Source organism: Lacinutrix sp. YIN62 (assembly GCF_057219185.1).
The window spans coordinates 1-21,605 of sequence record NZ_JBXVVH010000017.1; the positions used below are offsets into that span (position 1 = coordinate 1).

21 protein-coding genes and 1 tRNA gene are annotated in these 21,605 nt (G+C 33.3%); 6 read left to right on the forward strand and 16 right to left on the reverse strand.

Annotated features, from left to right (window positions below; all coding sequences use genetic code 11):
• Nucleotides 1–324 precede the first annotated feature (324 nt).
• From AC2D8I_RS11845 to AC2D8I_RS11900, 12 genes are all read right to left on the reverse strand, one after another.
• Nucleotides 325–1,041 carry a type 1 glutamine amidotransferase gene (locus tag AC2D8I_RS11845; protein WP_484706229.1) on the reverse strand — a complete coding sequence of 239 codons (717 nt, stop codon included), beginning with the start codon at nt 1,039–1,041 and terminating at the stop codon, nt 325–327.
• Nucleotides 1,028–1,753: a YggS family pyridoxal phosphate-dependent enzyme gene (locus AC2D8I_RS11850; protein ID WP_484706230.1), complete on the reverse strand. Its 726-nt coding sequence runs from the start codon at nt 1,751–1,753 to the stop codon at nt 1,028–1,030. Before AC2D8I_RS11850 ends, AC2D8I_RS11845 begins: the two co-directional genes overlap by 14 nt.
• 9 nt (nt 1,754–1,762) lie before the next feature.
• A complete protein-coding gene (locus AC2D8I_RS11855) occupies nt 1,763–2,335 on the reverse strand; it encodes a MarR family winged helix-turn-helix transcriptional regulator (RefSeq protein WP_484706231.1) in 573 nt (190 codons plus the stop codon).
• A gap of 5 nt (nt 2,336–2,340) precedes the next feature.
• Nucleotides 2,341–3,069: an AAA family ATPase gene (locus AC2D8I_RS11860; protein WP_484706232.1), complete on the reverse strand. Its 729-nt coding sequence runs from the start codon at nt 3,067–3,069 to the stop codon at nt 2,341–2,343.
• Nucleotides 3,070–3,143: 74 nt separating this feature from the next.
• A complete protein-coding gene (locus AC2D8I_RS11865) occupies nt 3,144–3,377 on the reverse strand; it encodes a hexameric tyrosine-coordinated heme protein (RefSeq protein ID WP_484706233.1) in 234 nt (77 codons plus the stop codon).
• 29 nt (nt 3,378–3,406) lie between these two features.
• A complete protein-coding gene (locus tag AC2D8I_RS11870) occupies nt 3,407–4,021 on the reverse strand; it encodes a hypothetical protein (protein ID WP_484706234.1) in 615 nt (204 codons plus the stop codon).
• Nucleotides 4,022–4,028: 7 nt separating this feature from the next.
• Nucleotides 4,029–5,504, reverse strand: coding sequence for a catalase (locus AC2D8I_RS11875; RefSeq protein ID WP_484706235.1), 1,476 nt, complete (start codon nt 5,502–5,504; stop codon nt 4,029–4,031).
• 107 nt (nt 5,505–5,611) lie between these two features.
• On the reverse strand, nt 5,612–5,869 hold the full coding sequence (locus AC2D8I_RS11880) for a DUF2024 family protein (RefSeq protein WP_484706236.1): 258 nt from the start codon (nt 5,867–5,869) through the stop codon (nt 5,612–5,614).
• A gap of 159 nt (nt 5,870–6,028) precedes the next feature.
• Nucleotides 6,029–6,802, reverse strand: coding sequence for a hypothetical protein (locus AC2D8I_RS11885; protein WP_484706237.1), 774 nt, complete (start codon nt 6,800–6,802; stop codon nt 6,029–6,031).
• A gap of 56 nt (nt 6,803–6,858) precedes the next feature.
• Complete coding sequence (locus AC2D8I_RS11890; RefSeq protein WP_484706238.1) at nt 6,859–7,605, reverse strand: hypothetical protein; 747 nt, start codon at nt 7,603–7,605, stop codon at nt 6,859–6,861.
• Nucleotides 7,606–7,666: 61 nt separating this feature from the next.
• Entirely contained in the window at nt 7,667–7,900 is a 234-nt protein-coding gene (locus tag AC2D8I_RS11895; protein ID WP_484706239.1) for a thioredoxin family protein, read from the reverse strand.
• A gap of 378 nt (nt 7,901–8,278) precedes the next feature.
• A tRNA-Leu gene (locus AC2D8I_RS11900) sits at nt 8,279–8,360 on the reverse strand.
• A gap of 125 nt (nt 8,361–8,485) precedes the next feature.
• Here AC2D8I_RS11900 and AC2D8I_RS11905 point away from each other — a divergent pair.
• Nucleotides 8,486–9,874: a dipeptidase gene (locus AC2D8I_RS11905; RefSeq protein ID WP_484706240.1), complete on the forward strand. Its 1,389-nt coding sequence runs from the start codon at nt 8,486–8,488 to the stop codon at nt 9,872–9,874.
• Between the two features lie 75 nt (nt 9,875–9,949).
• On the opposite strand, the gene AC2D8I_RS11910 is transcribed toward AC2D8I_RS11905, so the two are convergent.
• Nucleotides 9,950–11,317 carry a M28 family peptidase gene (locus tag AC2D8I_RS11910; protein ID WP_484706241.1) on the reverse strand — a complete coding sequence of 456 codons (1,368 nt, stop codon included), beginning with the start codon at nt 11,315–11,317 and terminating at the stop codon, nt 9,950–9,952.
• 242 nt (nt 11,318–11,559) lie between these two features.
• Between AC2D8I_RS11910 and AC2D8I_RS11915 the strand changes: the two genes are divergently transcribed.
• The 5 genes from AC2D8I_RS11915 (at nt 11,560) to AC2D8I_RS11935 (ending at nt 17,605) form a co-directional block, all read left to right on the forward strand.
• A complete protein-coding gene (locus AC2D8I_RS11915; protein WP_484706242.1) occupies nt 11,560–11,925 on the forward strand; it encodes a BlaI/MecI/CopY family transcriptional regulator in 366 nt (121 codons plus the stop codon).
• 65 nt (nt 11,926–11,990) lie between these two features.
• Nucleotides 11,991–13,451, forward strand: a complete 1,461-nt coding sequence (locus AC2D8I_RS11920; RefSeq protein ID WP_484706243.1) for a M56 family metallopeptidase — start codon at nt 11,991–11,993, stop codon at nt 13,449–13,451.
• Nucleotides 13,452–13,572: 121 nt separating this feature from the next.
• The gene (locus AC2D8I_RS11925; protein ID WP_484706244.1) at nt 13,573–14,673 is read left to right on the forward strand and encodes a DUF4407 domain-containing protein; all 1,101 of its coding nucleotides are present in this window, start codon (nt 13,573–13,575) and stop codon (nt 14,671–14,673) included.
• A gap of 200 nt (nt 14,674–14,873) precedes the next feature.
• Entirely contained in the window at nt 14,874–15,470 is a 597-nt protein-coding gene (locus tag AC2D8I_RS11930; protein WP_484706245.1) for a hypothetical protein, read from the forward strand.
• 101 nt (nt 15,471–15,571) lie between these two features.
• Entirely contained in the window at nt 15,572–17,605 is a 2,034-nt protein-coding gene (locus AC2D8I_RS11935; RefSeq protein WP_484706246.1) for an MGH1-like glycoside hydrolase domain-containing protein, read from the forward strand.
• A gap of 32 nt (nt 17,606–17,637) precedes the next feature.
• Here the strand turns inward: AC2D8I_RS11935 and AC2D8I_RS11940 are convergent, their stop codons facing one another.
• Genes AC2D8I_RS11940 through AC2D8I_RS11950 form a run of 3 tightly spaced genes read right to left on the reverse strand, consistent with a single transcriptional unit; the run spans nt 17,638 to nt 21,531 of the window.
• Nucleotides 17,638–18,885, reverse strand: a complete 1,248-nt coding sequence (locus AC2D8I_RS11940) for an NAD(P)/FAD-dependent oxidoreductase (protein ID WP_484706247.1) — start codon at nt 18,883–18,885, stop codon at nt 17,638–17,640.
• 49 nt (nt 18,886–18,934) lie between these two features.
• On the reverse strand, nt 18,935–19,945 hold the full coding sequence (locus AC2D8I_RS11945) for a 4-hydroxyproline epimerase (protein WP_484706248.1): 1,011 nt from the start codon (nt 19,943–19,945) through the stop codon (nt 18,935–18,937).
• A gap of 2 nt (nt 19,946–19,947) precedes the next feature.
• Nucleotides 19,948–21,531 carry an aldehyde dehydrogenase (NADP(+)) gene (locus AC2D8I_RS11950; protein WP_484706249.1) on the reverse strand — a complete coding sequence of 528 codons (1,584 nt, stop codon included), beginning with the start codon at nt 21,529–21,531 and terminating at the stop codon, nt 19,948–19,950.
• Nucleotides 21,532–21,605: the final 74 nt, after the last annotated feature.

Sequence of the window (21,605 nt, forward strand, 5' to 3'; positions counted from 1 at the left end):
GGGACTTATACTAAACCAATTTTTAGCTATATTTGAAAACAGGATTAGGATATAAATAACCTAACCCTGAAATTTTGAACTTACACACTTTTTAGGATAGTGTCATAATTTTCAAAAAAGCCCCAGATGAAGAAGTAACCTTAGATTTTCGCTTTAATAGAGCAAAAACAGGAGCCCCTCTCACTGTTATTTAAAACTAAACTTACACACTTTTTAGGATAGTGTCGCCCTATTATTTTTATAGTCTCATACTTATTTTACAATGCTGTTCTCAAAAACGCTTTTTTTAAAAACCTAAAAGACGTACTTCAAACCTTTATAGTCTCAAACGAGCAGCAAGGTATTCAAAAATGCCTTCAAATATGTATTCGCCTGTTTACTATACGCTAAACCACTCATAATTTCTTCCTTAGACTGTATAAAACCTTCAACTTTAAGTTCCCTTCCACAATACTTAATCATATCCATAATTGTTTCTGGCGTTACCTCTATGTGAAACTGAAATCCTACGACTTTTGTCTTGTATATAAATGCTTGATTAGCGCAAGCCTCTGTTTTCATTAAATGCACTGCATCTTTGGGTAAATCATAAGTATCAACATGCCAATGAAATGCATTAAATTCTTCTGGAAATTGATTAAGTAATGAATATTTCCCAGCTTCCGCTGTCATAGTTACAGGAAACCATCCTATTTCTTTCTTTTCATTCGGGTATATTCGAGCACCGAGAGTAGACGCTATTAATTGTGCCCCCAAACAAATACCAAGCACCACCTTATCTGCATCTATAGCGCCTCTTATAAACTTTTTCTCTTCAATTAACCAAGGATATTGTTCTTCTTCGTCAATATTCATAGGACCTCCCATTACAATAAGCCAATCAATATCGCTTAAATTTGGAAAATTGTCCTGTTTAAAAACCTGAGTTCTAGTAAAGCTGCAACCATTTTCTAAACCCCAATTTTCTATATACCCTAAACCTTCAAAAGAGGCATGTTGAATATAATGAATACGTCGTTTATATTTGTTATTTTTCTTCATTCCAATAGTAACTATCTGGGTATTTTCTTTTTCCAAAAATGGCAGTTCCTACTCTAACAATAGTTGCACCTTCTTCTATGGCCACTTCCAGATCATCGCTCATACCCATTGAAAGCTCATTCATCTCAACATTTGGAATGTTAAGTTGCTTAACTCTTTGTTGGATTTGTTTTAATAATTTAAAACATCTTCTTACCTCTTCAGATTTAGAACTTAGCACTCCTATAGTCATCAGCCCTTTTATATGTATATTTTTAAATTTTGAAACTGCTTGAATAAGTTCTATTACATTTTCTGGTGCAACTCCAAACTTACTTTCTTCGTATGAGGTATTCACCTGAATATAAACATCGATTTCTTTCGCTTCTAAGTTTAATCTTTTATGCAATTTTTCAACGAGTGAAAGTCGGTCTACAGACTCAATACAAGAAACGCTTTTTAAAACTTCTTTTATTTTATTCGTTTGTAAATGGCCTATAAAATGGACCTCGGGATTCCATTGCTTAAGTGTATTATATTTTTGTTTTAGCTCTTGTACTTTATTTTCTCCTATTAATGGGACTCCTTTTTCTATAGCCACACTTATTTTACTTGAATCTACTGTTTTAGTCGCTAATAAAAGACGTACTTCTTTAGGGTCTCGCTTTGCGTTTAGGCAAGCCTTTTTTATTCGCTGTTGAATAATATTCAGATTATGTACTATGTTATTCATAAATCACTTCTACATTTTGTGATCAGGGCAGTCTATTTGCAGCTCCCTATTATTTAATGTTTTATTTAAAAGCTTGCAAAAGTGCGTGCTATTTTCGCTCTTAAAATACTGACAGGTTAAACACATTCGTTCTATAGTAATAATTTCTTTCTTATTTAAACTATAAATAATATCCATTATATTTTTTAGAAACCGTCCCTTTTGGTCGCTATTTATCGAATTTACTGCCGTTTCTAAAGCGTTTGCAAAAAGACTTGTTTTTTGAGCTAAATCTTTTCCTTTTTGTGTCAATGCAACGGTATAGCTTCTAGAGTCGTAAGTGTCTGGTATTTTTTTCAACAGTTCTTTTTTCATCAAAACTTTTACAGAATCACTAATAGTCGCTTTAGTTAGATCAAACTCCTTTGCTAAAAAGCTAACTTTTAGCATTTCAGGCTTATGTGATAAACAGAATGTAAGAATCTGTATTTGAATAGGACTTATGCCATATTTCTTACTTTCTTCCCAAAGTAAAACTCTAAATGCTTTTGAAATTCTTTCGAGTGCTTGTGTAATTTTCTGATTTATATCGTTATCATTCATCGCATTTATATTTTAAGAGTATGCTTCAATTTAGCTTCTTCCTGTATAATAACCTGCTCCTTTATCTTTTTAAATACAATATTTTTTGCTTCTGCATAAGACACCTTATAAATTCTATCTATCTGCCTAAATTCAAAAGGATATTTTTCTAATAATACATCATAATAAACATCTAATGCTTTTTGAGTAGGCGGTTCAAATTTTAGTCTTAGTTGAAACCTTCTTAATAAAGCTGAATCAATCACTTTCTCATGATTGGTAGCCGCGATAAGCAATGTATCCTCTGATAAATTATCTATTAATTGAATAACAGTATTGACTAATCGCTTCATTTCTCCAGAATCCTTCTGGTCATAATCCCTCATTTTACCTACAGCATCAAACTCATCTATGAACAAAACAGTATTAGCATGTGCTCCTTTTGAAAAAAACGCTGCTATATTTTTAGCGGTTTCCCCCAATCTTGAAGAGACAAAATCACCTAAATCCAGCAGTATTATTTTTTTCCCTAATTTATCTGCAATAGCCTTTGCTGTTGCCGTTTTACCACAGCCTGTATGTCCATAAAGTAATAGTTTATTATCTATAGGTAAACCAAATTCCTTTAATCTTTCAATATGCTTAAACTCTTTTAAGAATTGACTTATGATGTTTTTATTTATAGTACTAAATTGAAGTGCTTCTAAAGGAATTATAGCTTCTTTGGGATTTATTGTTAGATTATAATATGACATTAATAATATTTTAGTCCTGCAAAGTTAGTAATCCTAACAAAATACCAACTATTTATTGTAAAAAACAAATGAAACTATCTCCAATAGTTATTAGCAGCTGCAATAGTCTGAAAATTTAACGCTACAATTTGGGAAGACGCTAATAATCCATTAGCATCTTCTGAATATACAGGTCTTAATTTTTTTAAAACCGTTATATCGGGTTGAGTCGATTTAACTCCCATTCTAGATAATTTTATGGCTAATTCAAAGCCTTCTTGAGCTGATTTAGTTATTAAGCTCGGTAGCCATACTTCTTTTTTTTCCATAGTATTAAACATTTTATTATTTATGTCCTTTAAATGAATTGATTGATGTTATTTATCATTTTATCGTATGTTACATAGCCAAACCATTCACTTAATATCTCGTAGTCTTCATTAAATAAGATAAAGCTAGGCGTTCCTCTTAATTGGTTTAGCGTAAATGTTAAAGCTATTTTATCTAATCGCTTTAAATAATCTTGTACCTGTTTTTTAAACATTGTTTTTTCAAAATCGGACCATTGACTATAATTTCTATTAAGCTGGCAAATTTTATTTGAAGCGGCATCCAAATCTATTGTACGGCCATCTTGAAAAGAATCCATCGCTACTGGAAAATAGAGACTATATGGTAGTTTATCTTCTTTTCGTTCTTCCATATATTTTTTTGTTTCTCCTACCAAGTGGCCTTTGGTTACAAGGGCTCTGGTATTCGCTATAGTGTTCTTATCAAAATCCTCAAATGCAGTAGATAAGGCTAAAAAACCAATCTCTTTATTATTAAATTGATTATATAGCTTATTAAAAACCGGTAATGCATATGAAAAACACCCAGGGCAATTCACTTGAAAAACCAAAAGAAGATTGACTTTTTTTATTTCAAATTCACCTTTAATCGTGTGTCCTATCTCTAGATCAATCTTCTTCATAGTGAAATTACTTGAATGCGCTTAAATCTAAATCTGTTAATTTAATACCTAGAGCTCCTGCTACTCCTTTCCCGTAATTAACATCTGCTCTATAGCAATTGATGATGTGCCGTTCTTGTATAAATCGTTCTGCGGCACCAATTGATCTGGCAGTATTTTGGAATAATACCTGTTGCTGTTCAGAAGTCATTATTTTAAATAAATTCCCTGGTTGCGTATAATAGTCTGCATCATCTGCTCTAAAATCCCAATGATTTGCGGCGCCTTCTATGTCTAATGCGGGTTCTATATGTTGCTTCTGTTCTTGCCACTTACCAAAACTATTCGGTTCATAATGAACGGTGCTTCCTCCATTACCATCTACACGCATTGCGCCATCTTTATGATGATTATGAAAGGGGCACTTTGGTGTATTTACTGGGATTTGGTAGTGATTTACTCCTAAACGATACCTTTGGGCATCTCCATAAGAAAACAATCGCCCCTGTAGCATTTTATCTGGTGAAAACCCGATACCTGGTACTACATTTGCTGGATTAAAAGCAGATTGCTCTACATCGGCAAAGTAATTCTCTGGGTTTCTATTAAGCTCTAATACTCCCACGTCTATTAATGGGTAATCGTTATGGGACCATACCTTGGTTAAATCAAAAGGATTCACTGGATGGTTTTTGGCTTGAGATTCTGTCATTATTTGAATCTTTAAATTCCATTTTGGATATTCCTTTTTTTCAATGTTTTCAAATAAATCCCGTTGGTGACTCTCTCTGTCTTTACCTATCAGGTTTTCTGCTTCTTGATCTGTTAGATTTTGAATTCCTTGTGCTGTTTTAAAATGAAATTTCACCCAATAACGCTCATTATCACCATTAATAAAACTAAAAGTATGGCTCCCATAACCATTCATATGTCGATATGATTTAGGAATCCCTCTTTCACTCATAGTCATCGTGATTTGATGTAGCGCTTCTGGTAAAAGTGTCCAATAATCCCAATTATTATTTGCACTACGTAAATTCGTTTTAGGGTCTCTTTTTACGGCTTTATTTAAGTCTGGAAACTTGTATGGGTCTCGTATAAAAAAAACAGGAGTATTATTACCTACTAAGTCCCAGTTTCCTTCTTCTGTATAGAACTTGACCGCAAACCCTCTAATATCACGTTCGGCATCGGCAGCACCGCGTTCTCCTGCTACTGTAGAAAAGCGTAAAAACACTTCTGTTTTTTTACCTATTTCCGAAAAAATTTTTGCTTTAGTATATTTAGTAATATCATGGAGCACGGTAAAAGTTCCAAAGGCAGCAGAGCCTTTCGCATGCATTCTACGTTCTGGTATCACTTCTCTATCAAAATGTGCCATTTTTTCTAAATACCAGACATCTTGCATTAACATTGGGCCACGTTTCCCTGCGGTTTGCACGTTTTGATTCTCAGCAATAGGCTTCCCTGAAACAGAGGTTAATTTATTTTTCAATTCTTCCATAACAACGTTATTTAGTTAAATATTTTTTAATTTAATTAGGCTTACTAATTATATAGTTTTTTTGATTGTAGTAAAATCAAGAAAAGTTAATAACGCTTTAAAGCGATTTAACAGTTTTCCATTTCTATAATGAAATAGCCTTTTTTACTAATTGTTTTCACAATGTTTTCTGGAGCTTTTTCCATATGGCAAAACTGACATTCTTCTGCCGTTAGTTTATAGTCTGTAATCCCTTTTCCGTCGAGATATTCTTTTCCATATTTATAAACATTCATGACACTATCCTGACTCTCTACGAGAATGTCGAAATGCATTATTTTATTTTCGTCTATTGGTACGTATGTATCGTAAACTGAAACTTTCATTTGTATTCTATTTTTAATTTATAATCGATATTGAATTATTAACAGTCTTGTAAAGCATTTTCATCCAACATCAAATCGCAAACCTGTACTTACTTTTTGGAAGTTTAGGTTAATACTTTCCCAGAAAACAGCTAATAAATTGGTTTTCTTTTTTAATCATTATTTAATTGTAAATTTTCTTTTTCCTGAATCATTAAAAGGCCCTGTAATGGGATTTCCATTATGGTCTATAAGCACTATCTGTATCGTATGCTCTCCTGCTTTTAAACCTTCAATAATATACGGTTGCCATTTTACAACAGTGAAACTTTCGTTATCTAAGTATACTTTCACTTTGTTTCCATTTTCACTTAAATTTGTATTAACGAGATAAAAATCAAGTAATACATTGCTCCCATCTGCTAAATTGTAAATCCCTTTGGGCCTGCTATAAAAGAGTAAAGGATCTTTAGTAATATCAGCCAAAGGCGCCTCATTATTTAATCGATACTGCTTTAAAACAAAAGCATTGTTTTCTTTTACACTTTCGTGAAAAGATCTGGATAAAAAAGCCAATATTAAATGTGATCCCGGTTTTAAATCGGCTTCAAAAGCAGGTTCGTATTTGGCCTGGTATGGTTCATTATCTACTATAAAATGAATATGCTGTCCTTTACCAGAATTAGCCAATTCATTAGATTCTGCATTAGGAGATTGTGCCTTTAATTGATAGTTGTTTACATTATAAGTAAACTTATTTTTTCCAGTTACAACATCCTCATCGGCTGTGATTAAAGACAGACTTGCCTTTGAAAAATAATCCGCAGTTATTTTCTCATATACTCTAATTCCATTTGCATTGTAAACAGCTGTACTATGATTTCTTGTTTTATTTTTTGCACAACCCAATAATAATGCAAATAAAACAGTAGAATGAATAAAAAAAACTTTCATAATTATTTTATTTTTAGAGGGAATTTTTAGTTAATACTACTAAGCGCTATATTCCTTTATTTATGCGTTACTTTATAAGGAAGAGACAAATCTCCACTAGCTACACTGTATACAGAATAAACGCCTAACATTGGTAAATCGTTTTTTTGCCAGCCAGTATTCACTTGCATATATGCTGTTACGCCATCAAAATTAAAATCTTGAATATTGTTGATTCTAAATTTAGGAACTACAACTTTTATAGCATTGCCTTTGGTAACCGTATTATATCCAGGAGAATCCATATACATTGGCATTCCAGGATTCGTTGGTGGTAAAGCTTTTTTATTATTAGCTTCTAAACGTTTAACACTAAGTCCTCCTGGTACGCGATTATCTTTGACCAGAACAACCCAATGTGGATGCCATACAATACCATCATTAGCAAAATTATTATCTGCATTTTCATCCCATATAGGAGTGTCGTCAAAATCGGGATGCGAAGTCAATGCTAGCGCAACAATCCCCTCTGTTTTAGAAAACCCAACATCTGTAGATTTTAAACTTGTTGGAAATACATACCCTAAAACTGGAGCTCCATCTACACGACCTATTGCCTTTGGTTCGCTTTTCCCTGCTTTCCCTTTTACTTCTATACTAAAGATGTAATGTTCTAAATTAGAATCGTAAACGACTGTTGTTTTAGTTATTTTTAAATTATCAGTTAATTTAAAACTGGAGTCCTCATTTGTTTTTACTTGTGCAGAGCATAATAATACATTTAGTAAGAAATATGCTGGCAAAATGTTTTTTAATAATTTCATTGTTTCTTGTTTTTAAATTAGAACCATATAGTTAGTGATCCTAACTATATGGTTTAAAAAATTACCCCTTTACTTCTGCTATAGAAGCTCCATAATTAATATGTAACACATTTTCATTCCCAGTTACTAAAGCTGGAACCGATTTTACTCCTGCATTTTCGGCTTCGGAAATTCTATCCCTAACAACACCAATATTTACTATTTCTACATTATCTCGACCTATTAAATCTACAATGTCATGCTCTGCGCTAATACAAACTGGACATCCTGCGTGATAAAAAATTGTTTTACTCATAATTCGTTTAAATTTAAAAATTGTTTGACTTTATTGTCAATACAAATATAGTTAGGATTACTAACTATAAAAAATATTTTTCATTTTTTTATAAAATAAAAAATGAAGACTGCTATTGGTTAAGTCATTTGTAGCCTGATAACCTCCTCTATTTAAAATAAATACGAAACTTTAACAATAAATATATGATTGCCAATAACAACATCTATAGAAGACTAAATTACAGACTTTAAAAGCAGAATTATTTAGCTTAAACACGAATTTTGCACATAATTAACAATAAATCTTGAGACAAAAAAGAACACTGTTAAGAACAGTTTGCTAATAATTAAAATTAAAAAAGCCGACTTTTACAAGTCGGCTTGATTTTTCACAGAGTGCGGGCGGAGAGACTCGAACTCTCACACCTTGCGGCACTAGATCCTAAGTCTAGCGTGTCTACCAATTCCACCACGCCCGCTTAATTATTATTTCATTTCCGTTAGGAGGATGCAAATATAAACAATAGTTTGAATATTCAACTATTTAAATCGTATAAAATTATACTCCTTTTCGTATTTTTACTGAAACTATATAAAAAAGGCAATGCAAAATATTCAATCGTATATTACCGAACATAAAGACAGGTTTCTAACAGAACTCATCGAATTACTTAAAATACCGTCTATTAGCGCAGATTCTTCTTTTAAAGGAGACGTTATAAAAACAGCAAACGCTGTAGCCGACAGTTTAAAAAAAGCAGGTTGTGATGCTGTAGAAATTTGTGAGACAGATGGCTACCCTATTATATATGCAGAAAAAATTATAGACGATAATCTCCCTACAGTTCTGGTATACGGACATTATGATGTACAACCAGCAGACCCTATAGAGTTATGGGATTCTGCTCCTTTTGATCCTATTATAAAAAAGACCAAACTTCATCCAGATGGTGCCATATTTGCACGTGGTGCTTGTGATGATAAAGGGCAAATGTATATGCATGTTAAGGCTATGGAGTTTATGACCACTACCAATCAATTACCGTGCAATGTAAAATTTATGATAGAAGGAGAAGAAGAAGTTGGAAGCGTTAATCTTGGAAAATTTGTAAAAGAAAATCAAAAAAAACTAAGCAATGATGTTATTTTAATTTCCGATACAGGAATGATTTCAAAAGAGGTTCCTTCTATAACAACTGGCTTACGCGGTTTGAGTTATGTTGAGGTAGAAATAACGGGGCCTAATAGAGATTTACATTCAGGTCTATATGGTGGAGCTGTAGCCAACCCCATAAATATTTTAACCCAAATGATTGCTTCGCTTCATGACGAAAATAATCATATTACTATTCCTGGGTTTTACGATAATGTAGAAGAACTTTCCAAGGAAGAACGGAAAGAAATGGGCAAAGCACCTTTTTCATTAGAAGAATACAAGAAGGCTTTAGATATAAATGCTGTACATGGTGAAGAAGGTTACACAACAAACGAACGTAATTCTATAAGACCAACTTTAGATGTTAACGGTATTTGGGGCGGCTATACTGGTGAAGGTGCTAAAACAGTAATTGCCAGTAAGGCTTATGCCAAAATATCGATGCGTTTGGTTCCTAATCAAGATTGGGAAAACATTACACAACTTTTTAAAACACACTTTGAGAATATCGCTCCCAAAAGTGTAACGGTTAAAGTTACGCCTCATCATGGCGGTCAAGGTTATGTTACTCCTACAGATAGTGTAGGTTATCAAGCAGCGTCAAAAGCCTATCAAAATACCTTCGGAAAAACACCTATCCCACAACGTAGTGGTGGTAGCATTCCTATTGTTTCTCTTTTTGAGAAAGAATTAAAAAGTAAAACTATATTAATGGGCTTTGGCTTAGATAGTGATGCTATTCACTCACCTAACGAGCATTTTGGGGTATGGAACTACCTAAAAGGTATTGAAACCATTCCTTATTTTTATTCCTATTTTACTGAATTACATAAATAACAAAAAAAGACCCACAAATAAAAAATTATCTGTGGGTCTTCTTTAATTCTATTTTTCGAGCAAAGAACGCTCGCTCTAGCGCTTAATAAATTTCTGAATGGCTTTTTTCTGATCGACCGTTAACTCAATAAAATAAACACCTCCAGTTAAATTAGAAATATTTATATATCGAGCCTTATCTTTTATACTATTTTTTGCGATTACCTGCCCATTGATATCTAATAATTTATATTGTGCATCCGTATAGCTAGGTAAATCTATATTTAAAGTGGTTGTTGCTGGATTAGGATGTATTTTAAATTGAATCTCCTCATAATCGACGACACTCAAAAGATCAACGTCAATACATTCACTTCTTTCTACACATCCTCCAGAGGTAACTTGCAACGCATAACTCCCACTTGTTAATGCTGTAAATGCCTGATTTGTTTCTCCTGAAATAGGAGTATTCGTTTCACAATTAACCCATTGATAACTTACTCCTGTTTGATTGGCCATTAGTATATTATCAGCCATTGCTATAGTATTATTTATATTCACCAATCCTGCTTTAGTAACCATATACCCCATAATTAATCGCGTTAATTCGTGGTAATAAGGCATATCTAAGGTGCTCAAGCGATCACCTGAAGAATGATAAAAAGGAGTTTCATCATCATTTTCCCAAGATTCCCCTACCAAAACAGCAGGAAAACCTTTACTCCAAAAACTAGAATGATCACTTGCCCATGTGCCAGGATTAACAACATTTACATTCAAATTAAACCCATAATCCGGTGTATTTAGAATGGCTACAATGTCCTCCCCCATTCCTATAGAACCAGTATCACCTTGTCTAACATCGATATCAAAATCATCGTCATTATCACCATCATACCCCATCATATCAATATTTAATACCGACAAAATATTATCCCCATTATTTTGGGCTAAGCTGGCGTAAAAATTAGACCCTCTTAAACCTATTTCTTCCTCATCCCAAAGCGCATATACAATGGTATTATCTAAGCATTGTTTAGATAAAACACGAGCAATCTCTAGAACAGCAGCTGTTCCACTAGCGTTATCATCTGCACAATAATTCGCTACAGAATCATAATGCGCACAAATAATATAAATATCATTAGGGTTTGTTTTTCCCAATTGCGTTCCTATAATATTACGTCCATTGGTATTAAAAGCTTGATCGGTAACTACAATATTATCCAACGCTTCTAATTTTTGAACCAAATAATCTGCAGCCAAATCATTATTAGATTGTTGTCTATTTAAAATTGTTACAGTATTCCCATTGACTATTGTAGACTGTTCACCTGTAAATTCATTAAGTGTCAAGGTTAATTCATCTAAGCTTACTTGATTTATAATTTCTGTAATAGTTTGACCATAAGAAGAGGCTATAATTAAACAAAAAAAGGCAAAGGAGATAATATATTTTTTCATAACAGTTAATTTTCCATAAATATAATACATTAAAATAAACTAGAACGCTAAACATTTATATTCAAGAGCATTATATACTTATAGCGTTCCCTTTTTTCAATTTACTTTTTACCCAAAATCATCTATTAAATAGTGCAAAGCGAATCACTAATGCTATATACTAAACAAAAACTCAAGAGCTCTACATTTGTAGAATACAATTATTTACTCTACATTTGTAGAGACATTTAAAAAAAGAAAATATGCGCCTTTCAAAAACTGAAGAAGATTTAATGAACCACCTATGGAAACTTGATAAAGCTTTTATGAAAGATTTATTAGAAGCTTACCCTAAACCTAAACCTGCAACAACTACAGTTGCAACGCTATTAAAACGTATGACAGATAAGGGTTTTATAAACTACGAACGCATCGGTAATTCAAGACAATACTATCCACTGGTAAAAAAGAAGGATTATTTCTCAAAACATGTAAATGGTTTAATTAAAAAATTTTTTAATGATAGCAGTTCCCAATTTGCCTCATTCTTTACCAAAGAGACTAATCTTACAAAAAAAGAATTGGAGGACTTGAAATCCATTATCGATAATGAAATTAAAAACAAATAATTATGTTTCTATTCTTATTTAAATTTAGTGCTTGTTTGAGTGTTTTTTTATTATTCTATAAACTCATGCTTGAAAAAGAATCTATTCATACTTTCAAACGCTTTTATTTATTAGGAACGTTATTAGTATCCTTTAGTATCCCCTTAATAATCTTTACCCAATATGTAGAACCTGAAATATTACCAGAAGTATTTAAAGCTAACCTTAATGAAATCGCCTTAGAAACTCAAGAAAAACCACCCTTAACTGTTAATTATGTTCCGTTTATATTTTGGTGTATTTATGGGTTAGGCGTGCTATTATTTGCTATTAAATTCTCCATTAATTTATGTAATATTATTTCGAAAATAAAAAAGAATCCTAAACTTAAAAACCGTCTATTTACCCATGTGATGTTAGAGGATTTAGTACATCCGCATACCTTTTTTAATTATATATTTTTAAATAAAAACATGTATAAAGCGCAACAAATCCCTAAAGAAGTCTTTTTGCATGAAGAAACACACGCAAAACAAAAACACAGTATAGATATACTTATTATAGAGTTACTGCAAGTGCTGTTCTGGTTTAACCCAATCATTTACTGGTGCAAAAAAAACATCAAACTTAATCATGAATTCCTAGCAGATCAATCCGTATTGAATCAAGGCATACACACATCAGCATATCAAAAAATACTTTTAGAATTTTCATCAAACACCACACAGTATTCATTGGCAAATGCCATTAATTATTCATTAATCAAAAAACGTTTTACAATTATGAAATCAAAAACACCCAGAAAGGTCATCAGACTGAAGACTCTATTAATGATTCCACTACTAGGAGGACTTATATTTAGTTTTAGCAGTATTAAAAAAATTAAAAAAGAAACAGGAACCACATTACATGGTCTGACTGAAACGCCATTACAACTCACAAAAAACAAGGAAGAACAAATAAACAATAATGTTAATAAAACTCTTCCAGTAGTTAATGGTATTTTATGTGATGAATGTACTTTGTTTATATCCAAAAAGGGGATTGAAAAACTTATTATTTCAACTAGTACCGAAGCCATGGTCACAGGTTTTAAAATTAAATTCCCTGGAAAACCCACAGTAAGCGTAAAAGGGAACACTATTAACAGAGCTGCTAAATCACTACTTAAAGAGGCTCGTTTAGGTCAACTTATTCAACTTTTCGAAATCAAAACACAAAACCAAACATTAATTCCTGTGTTAATTAAAATTGTTGACAAGAATAATTCAAAATACTCAAAATCACCAATCATAAAAAAAGGAGAAAAATCTCATCTTCCGCCACCACCACCAGCTCCATTGGCTACTAAGCATAAATTAAAAACATTAAAGGAAATTATAAGAGAAACACCACAAAATGCTAAATCTGGATACCAAGATATTAATGGTACGCACTATTATTACATTGAAAAGAATAATAAAAGAAAGTACTTCGATAAAGAAGGGTATAGGATCGATGAAAATGGGAATAGACTCCCACCACCACCGCCAACACCTAGAAAATAAGAAGGATTATAGACATTTCCGCATTGATATTGACAAAAAACCTCGAAAATCCGAGGTTTTTTTATGTAACAAAAAGATACTTTTAACGTTATATAATTCTATCAATCAAATCAATCAAATCATGTTAAAACACTTTTTTATAATCTGCTCTGGAGCAGATTCCACTATTTTAAAACATTCTTCCAATGGGGAACAAAACAAATACGCCGGTATTGGTGCTACCGTTTTCTTTACAGCTTTAATGGCTTTTATCGCTTCCAGCTATGCACTTTACACTATTTTCGAGACTATGTTTACCGCCATTGGATTTGGATTGGTTTGGGCCTTACTTATTTTTAACTTAGATCGTTTCATTGTTTCTACAGTTAAAAAACGGGATAAAATTATGGATGAACTTATTCAAGTAGCCCCTCGTTTATTATTAGCCATCATTATTGCCATTGTAATTTCTAAGCCTTTAGAATTAAAAATTTTCGAAAAAGAAATAAACCAGGTTCTCTTAGAACAAAAGAATAATTTAACCTTAGCCAATCAAGATCAAATAGCATTACAATACACGCCTAAGTTTAACGCTTTACAACAAAACATAATGCTATTACAAAACCAGATAAAAGACAAAGAAACCGAAGTGAATGCACTTTATAACACTTACATTAATGAAGCCGAAGGCACAGCTGGTTCAAAATTATTAGGAAAAGGCCCTGTTTATATAGAAAAGCGAAACAAACATGATAGCGCTTTAGCAGAATTACAAACTTTAAAACAAAATAATGAATCAAAAATAAATACCTTAGAAATAGAATTATCGAAATTAAACTCTGAATATAAAAACCAAATTCGTACATCACAACCTATTATTGATGGTTTTGATGGGATAATGGCACGTATTGATGCATTATCAACCTTACCGTGGCTTCCTTCTTTTTTCATCTTTTTACTATTTTTAGCCATAGAAACCGCTCCTATCTTTTCTAAATTAATATCTCCAAGAGGAGAATACGACTACAAATTGGAAGACTATGAAAATAAAATTAAAACATGGACCGCTCAAAACACTTATCAAAGAAATGTATTATTAAAGACGGACAATGTATTAAATAACAAAATATACGAGGCCCTATCCAACGAAGAAGAGCTATATGCTTATAAGAAAAAAATAGCCAAAGCTATTCTAAAGCAACAACAGCATGCTTTCTATAATAAACAAACTGAAATATTATAAGAATTACAGAACAACTTAAATCACTTTTACAGCTAACCCACAATCAACAAATATAAACCGTTTTCTTTTATAATTTCATTATAAACATCGTCTTCAAAATCTTAAATAACAAACATTGAAGGCGATTTATTTTTTAATACCTCATAAAAAAACGGCCTTTATTTTTTATACCTTTAACACAGCACCAACTTATGCTAATTATGAAAATATTAAAACCTTTACTACTTCTTATCATTCTTGCTATAACTACCTGTTGTAAAAAAACAACTACAAGCATAGAAACGCCACTAATAGGATCTGAACACAAAGAAGAATTAATAAACCCTACTCCTATAATATTAGAAGAATATGCTTTAGCAAATCTTAAGCTAAAAAAGGGAATGCCTTTAAATGAAATAATATTAAAAAAATATTTCCCAAATTACAATATAACAAAAAACAGAACGAGCCAAGATGGACCAGACTATTGGTCATACACCTTAAATAAAAACAATAATAAAATCACCCTAACAACACCTAACACAAAACGCAATATTTTATCACAAGTTTATATAATACAAGAATCTAAAGTTAAAGACGAATATAACATTAGAATAGGAGATAACTATGCTACAATTAAAGAGAAGCGCCCTAACCTTAAACTAATGGTAAAACATTTCCACATCTACCTTCATAATGAAAAATCTAATATTTCGTATGAGATGTCTTTAACAAATTATAATAAACCAGATAAGAACAATTACACTGAGGAAGAACTAAAAGATTCCAAAGTAAAAACAATTATATGGCACATGTAAATTCTAAAAAGCAGCACTTTTCTCCCACATTTACTAACATCTTAAAAAAACACCAATAAAACAGTAATGTTGCCATCAGAACAAAGAAAATCATTTAAACTATGAGACTTCTATTAAAAAAATCTCTTTTCCTACTACTATTAATTTCGCTATTTTCTAATTGCTCTCAAGAAAAAACACAATCAAAACCCCCTTTATTTACACAATTAAACTATAGTAAAAACATCCTCGATTACCAAGTAACACCTCAAAGCGCTACAGATAGATCTGGATTAATGTTTTCTGATCAAGGGGCATGGTTTGCTTATAGCTTTCCCGATTCTACATCGAACATAGGCGGATTTACAGGGCCATTTTTAATGACACAACAAAATGGAGTTTGGAGCAGTAAATCACTTGCTAACCTTAGCTTAAAAGGAGAAAACAACACACAAGCTATTAATTGGAATACCACTTTACAATCTCAAAATAGCTTTTCTAGCCATCTAGAGCAAACGTTTAAGAACGCGACACTAAAAGTAGACCAAACACTTGTGTATGCTTCAAAACATTCAGTATTACAAAAAACTAAAATAACGAACATTTCCTCTAAAGACATCACATTATATCCAATTGTAAGCGGGCAATTATTTGACGTTGGCATTTCTATAAGTTCAGAAAAAGAAACAATCGTATTTTCTTCAGAAAATTCAGAAGCAAAAGGCTATTTAAACCTTCCTAAAAATCTTATTTCTATATTAGTTTCAAACCAGAGTTACGATGCGCATTTTGAAACGCTCGCTTTAAAGCCCAATCAATCAAAAACACTAATAATATCTCAAACCTTTATTTTTCCTGAGTATTCCTGGGAAGAAGAACAAAAAAAATGGACTACTACCAGTTTTGATTCAATTTTAGAAACAGTCAAAATTGAAAAAGAAACGCAATTAACATCATTAATTAAAAACCGAAAAACACAATTCAAAACCACGGAATATGCAAACGTGCTAGCAAAAGCACAACTTACACTACAAAATAACTGGCGAATTCCAGCTGGTGAAATAAAAAACGAAGGTTTATTTCCTAGTTACCATTACAAATGGTTTCATGGATTTTGGTCCTGGGATTCGTGGAAGCATGCTGTAGGCTTATCTTATTACCATACAGATTTAGCAAAAAAGCAAATCCGCGCAATGTTCGATTTTCAAAAAGAAGATGGCTTTATTGTCGATTGTATATTTAGAGATACCCTTATAGAAAAACATAATTACAGAGATACAAAACCTCCACTTTCTGCTTGGGCTGTACTTAAAATTTATGAAAAAGATAAAGAGCTTAATTTTATTAAAGCGCTCTATCCGAAACTAAAGAAATATCATAACTGGTGGTACACAAAACGAGATCATGATAACGATGGGCTTTGCGAATACGGTTCTACCGATGGCTCCTTGGTTGCTGCGAAATGGGAAAGCGGAATGGATAATGCCATTAGATTTGATAATGCCAAAATTTTAAAAAATGCAAAAGGGGCCTACTCTTTAAACCAAGAAAGCGTAGATTTAAATGCCTATTTATATGCCGAAAAACACTATCTAGCTACTTTAGCAAAAACACTTTCAAAACCAAAAGAGGTTGCGTCCTACTTAAAAGAAGCTGAAATCTTAAAAAAGCAAATTCAAAAACAATTTTATGATAAAAACGATGGCTGGTTTTACGACACAAACATAGAAGGCACTCACTTTATAAAAGGAGAAGGTAGTGAAGGCTGGACAGCACTATGGGCAAACGCCGCTAGCCAAAAGCAAGCTGAAGCTGTAAAAAATAAAATGATGAATCCTCAAAAATTTCACACCCAAGTTCCTTTTCAAACAATGAGTGCAGATCACCCCAAATTCGATCCATTAAAAGGGTATTGGCGAGGCCCGAATTGGTTAGATCAATCTTACTTTGGAGTAAAAGGGTTACGTAATTATGGATTTAATGCAGAAGCCGACAAAGCGACCTTTAAAATACTGAACAACGCAAAAGGCTTACTCAAAAAAGGAAAAGCTATTAGAGAAAACTATCATCCATTAACAGGTGAAGGACTCCATGCTCAAAACTTTAGTTGGAGTGCTGCCCATATAATTATGCTCTTATCAAAAGAGACCAACTAATCCTTTGATTATTAATTACAATTCAAACAAGCTTAAAATTTTCTATCAGGATGAAAAGGATTTAAATTTAAGCTTGTTTTTTTATCTGAAATAAGCTCTGCTACCAATTTTCCTGTTGCTGGACCTAAACTCCAGCCCATCATAGCATGCCCCGTTGCAATGGTTAAATTTGTGCATTTTGAAGATTTCCCAATGTATGGCAAGCCATCTGGTGAACAAGGTCGTAACCCACATGCTGCATTCTTTTTTTCGATACTCTTAACAACGATACCTTTATAATAATTTTCAGCAGCTTCTGCAATAGCATTAACTCGTTTAGGATTAACCTTATGGTTAATTCCCGCGACTTCCATTGTTCCAGCAAAACGCGTAAAGCCATCCATAGGTGTCACTGCAACCTTAGCTTCACACAAAATAGCAGGTATGGTAATTCCTGTTTCTCGCTCTACATTTATTCGATACCCCTTTCCTGCTTGCATTGGAATGTTTAAACCTATTTTTTTAGTCATTAAAGGGCTCCAACTACCAGCTGCCAAAACAACGTCATCTGCGAATAACACTTGGTTTTTAGTTATTACTTTTGATATTTTTTTATTATCTATTTTTATATCGTCAACACGTTCGTTCTCGAGAAAAACAACTCCTTTTGCCTTCAAATAAGTCATCATTTTTTGCATAAAATCGCTTGGAGTCATATGAGCGTCTGAATCGTAATATACCGCCCCTCTAATATTTAACCTTGCATTAGGTTCTATTTTCTCAACCTCTTTAAGAGAAAGGTTTTGAACTCCCAAACCTTCTTCTATTCCCCGCTGCCCAATTTTCCATTCGGCTTCTCCTACAGCATCTGTTTTATAACACATTAATAACCCTTTCCGTTCATAATGAAATTTAAAATCAGAAGAATGCTTCATCTCTTCATACAAGTCTCTACTATATAAATTGATTGCTTTTATTATTGGAATTGCTTTTTCAACCTTAGTTTTAGTTGCAGCGCGTTTAAAGGCCCAAGCCCATTTAAAAAAATCACTATCAAATCTTGGTTTTACATAAAATGGACTTGCTGAATTAAACATCCATTTGATTCCTTTATTAATCATTCCTGGTGCAGACAAAGGAATAAAATGACTTGGAGTGATATATCCTGCATTAACAAATGATGCGCCACTAGAAAAATCAGATTGATCCACTACTGTCACTTTATGACCTTCTTTTTGTAAATAATACGCCGTATTTAAGCCTATTATTCCTCCTCCAATAATGATAACCGTTTTTGGCATTTCTTTTTATTTCTGTAGTTCTCTAAATCAATTTCATTTACACACCTTATCAAATCACCTGAAAACCATATGCATAAGGATCATCGTCATCATCAATAATAATTGTATTGTAACCAAAAACCTTAGCCCATCCTTTTATACTTGGAATCACAGCTGCTTTACCATTCAAGGACACCACTTCTTCTACACAGCCAATAAATTTACTTCCTATAAAACTTTCATGAATAAAGGACTCCCCTTTTTTTAGTTTTCCTTTAGCATACAACTGTGCTATTCTTGCAGACGTTCCTGTGCCACAAGGACTTCTATCAATGGCTTTATCTCCATAAAAAACAGCGTTACGTCCAGATGAAGTTGGATCAATAGGGGCTCCTGTCCATAGCATATGGGTCACATCTCTAATCGTTTTATCCTCAGGATGAATAAAAGCATCTGGATATTTTAGATTAATTCGCTCTCTAACGACTTGAGAAAGCTGAATGATTTGACTTGCAGTAAAATCTTGCACTCCCGAAAAATTTTGTTGAGGATCAACAATGGCATAATAATTACCCCCATAAGCCACATCAAAAGTTATTTCCCCTAATCCTGGACAATTAATCGTTAGGTCTTGAGCTGCCAAATAGCTTTTCACATTAATGAGCTTCACCCAATCTACCTTTTTGCCCGTTTGTTGATATTCAATTTCAACTAAACCTGCAGGGGCTTCCATTTTTATTTTTCCTGGAATTTTAGGATTTATCAAACCTTCCTCAATAGCAATTGTAATTGTTCCAATTGTTCCATGACCACACATTGGCAAACAGCCTGAGGTTTCTATAAACAAAATAGCAAAATCATGTTCTGGATCATGAGGAGGGAATAATATACTACCACTCATCATATCATGTCCTCTAGGCTCAAACATAAGCCCTTTACGAATCCAATCATAATCGCTTAGAAAATGCTGACGTTTTTCACTCATATTACGCCCTTTTAAATCTGGTCCACCACCTGCTATTACTCTAACAGGGTTACCACAGGTATGCGCATCTACACAAAAAAAAGTCTTTCGTGCCATACTTAAAGTGCTGCTCTTGTTTTAATATTATCTACGGTCCTTAAAATCCCTAGAGGGTTTTCATCTTTTAATTCACTAGGTAATAATGCATTTGGCCAAGATTGAAAACTAAATGGTCTTACCCATCGTTTTATAGCATCTATTCCAACAGCTGTAAATCTAGAATCTGTAGATGCAGGATAAGGCCCTCCATGCAACATAGACGGACACACTTCAACTCCAGTGGGTACGCCATTAAAGATAAGACGCCCGACTCTATTTTGCAACGCCATAACGATATTCATATTGCTTGCTAATTCACTGTCCTTAGCAATTATAGTTCCAGTCAATTGTCCTTCTAAGTGCTCTATTACAGTTTCCAATTGCGATTCATTATCACATTCTACAACTATTGAAAACGGACCAAAAACTTCATTATGTAATGCAGGGTTCTCTAAAAAGGTCGCTCCACTAACTCTAGAAACTACTTGCTTAGCATAATTAGACTGTACCTCATCGGTATATTCTGCAAGTACATTTAACTTCGGTTCGTCTAATAGCTTCGCTTTATTTTTTTCATAAGCTCCAATAATATTTGGATGCAACATACACAGAGGTTCTGCCTTCACAATCGCTTCTGCCAGCACTTTTGTAAACTGAGTTAGCCCTGCTCCTTTAATCCCTATTAGTAACCCTGGGTTTGTACAAAACTGTCCTGCTCCTAAAGTAATAGATCCAGCATAAGTTCTCGCCCAATTCGCTGCCTTTTCATTTAAAGCCTTAGGGAGTAATATTACGGGATTTACACTCCCCATTTCAGCAAAAACAGGAATAGGTTCTGGCCGCTTAGATGCCAAGTCAAATAACGCACGTCCGCCGCTTATACTTCCTGTAAACCCTACTCCTTTCACATTTGGATGTTGCACAAGTTCTTGCCCGACTTTAATTCCACTACTATTTAAATTTGAAAACACACCATTTGGCATTCCTGTTTTCTTTGCTGCTTTTAACACTGCTGAAGCAACCATTTCTCCGGTTCCAGAATGCATTGGGTGAGATTTTACAATTACGGGGCAGCCTGCAGCTAATGCAGCTGCGGTGTCTCCACCTGCCGTAGAAAAAGCTAAAGGAAAATTAGAGGCTCCAAAGACTACGACTGGACCTATTGGCACCATCATTTTACGAAGGTCGACCTTTGGCATAGGTTGCCGTTCTGGTTGAGCGCTATCGATACTAGCCTCAACCCATGACCCTTCTTCGATTTGAGCTGCAAAAGCACGTAATTGCCCTACAGTTCTTCCTCTTTCACCTTTAGCCCGCCCTTCTAAGAGGCCCGATTCCGAGGTGTAAACAGCAATCAAATCATCGCCTAATGCTTCGATCTCTTCTGCTATAGCTCTTAGAAAAATCGCTTTTTCTATTCCTGAAGTATTTTTATAAGTTTTAAAGGCTTCTTTTGCTAATTCTGCAGCCTGGTTTATTTCTTGAGAAGTCGCTTCTACAAAAACAAATTCATTTTCACGATTCAATTCGGGATTGAAGGTTTTATATGTTTTGTTTCCTGCTGCCGAAAGCATATCTCCTATATAACTTTTTCCTGTAATCATTTTACAATCTCTCTTCCTGAGTATTCTTTTATAATTAATAATTCTTTCTCTATAACTAGGTATATTCTCTGCTA

Bases quoted from the DNA above. Each gene is read 5' to 3' on its own strand.
- AC2D8I_RS11845 (WP_484706229.1), bottom strand. From the start codon at position 1,041: ATGAAGAAAAATAACAAATATAAACGACGTATTCATTATATTCAACAT.
- AC2D8I_RS11850 (WP_484706230.1), bottom strand. From the start codon at position 1,753: ATGAATAACATAGTACATAATCTGAATATTATTCAACAGCGAATAAAA.
- AC2D8I_RS11855 (WP_484706231.1), bottom strand. From the start codon at position 2,335: ATGAATGATAACGATATAAATCAGAAAATTACACAAGCACTCGAAAGA.
- AC2D8I_RS11860 (WP_484706232.1), bottom strand. From the start codon at position 3,069: ATGTCATATTATAATCTAACAATAAATCCCAAAGAAGCTATAATTCCT.
- AC2D8I_RS11865 (WP_484706233.1), bottom strand. From the start codon at position 3,377: ATGGAAAAAAAAGAAGTATGGCTACCGAGCTTAATAACTAAATCAGCT.
- AC2D8I_RS11870 (WP_484706234.1), bottom strand. From the start codon at position 4,021: ATGAAGAAGATTGATCTAGAGATAGGACACACGATTAAAGGTGAATTT.
- AC2D8I_RS11875 (WP_484706235.1), bottom strand. From the start codon at position 5,504: ATGGAAGAATTGAAAAATAAATTAACCTCTGTTTCAGGGAAGCCTATT.
- AC2D8I_RS11880 (WP_484706236.1), bottom strand. From the start codon at position 5,869: ATGAAAGTTTCAGTTTACGATACATACGTACCAATAGACGAAAATAAA.
- AC2D8I_RS11885 (WP_484706237.1), bottom strand. From the start codon at position 6,802: ATGAAAGTTTTTTTTATTCATTCTACTGTTTTATTTGCATTATTATTG.
- AC2D8I_RS11890 (WP_484706238.1), bottom strand. From the start codon at position 7,605: ATGAAATTATTAAAAAACATTTTGCCAGCATATTTCTTACTAAATGTA.
- AC2D8I_RS11895 (WP_484706239.1), bottom strand. From the start codon at position 7,900: ATGAGTAAAACAATTTTTTATCACGCAGGATGTCCAGTTTGTATTAGC.
- AC2D8I_RS11905 (WP_484706240.1), top strand. From the start codon at position 8,486: ATGCAAAATATTCAATCGTATATTACCGAACATAAAGACAGGTTTCTA.
- AC2D8I_RS11910 (WP_484706241.1), bottom strand. From the start codon at position 11,317: ATGAAAAAATATATTATCTCCTTTGCCTTTTTTTGTTTAATTATAGCC.
- AC2D8I_RS11915 (WP_484706242.1), top strand. From the start codon at position 11,560: ATGCGCCTTTCAAAAACTGAAGAAGATTTAATGAACCACCTATGGAAA.
- AC2D8I_RS11920 (WP_484706243.1), top strand. From the start codon at position 11,991: ATGCTTGAAAAAGAATCTATTCATACTTTCAAACGCTTTTATTTATTA.
- AC2D8I_RS11925 (WP_484706244.1), top strand. From the start codon at position 13,573: ATGTTAAAACACTTTTTTATAATCTGCTCTGGAGCAGATTCCACTATT.
- AC2D8I_RS11930 (WP_484706245.1), top strand. From the start codon at position 14,874: ATGAAAATATTAAAACCTTTACTACTTCTTATCATTCTTGCTATAACT.
- AC2D8I_RS11935 (WP_484706246.1), top strand. From the start codon at position 15,572: ATGAGACTTCTATTAAAAAAATCTCTTTTCCTACTACTATTAATTTCG.
- AC2D8I_RS11940 (WP_484706247.1), bottom strand. From the start codon at position 18,885: ATGCCAAAAACGGTTATCATTATTGGAGGAGGAATAATAGGCTTAAAT.
- AC2D8I_RS11945 (WP_484706248.1), bottom strand. From the start codon at position 19,945: ATGGCACGAAAGACTTTTTTTTGTGTAGATGCGCATACCTGTGGTAAC.
- AC2D8I_RS11950 (WP_484706249.1), bottom strand. From the start codon at position 21,531: ATGATTACAGGAAAAAGTTATATAGGAGATATGCTTTCGGCAGCAGGA.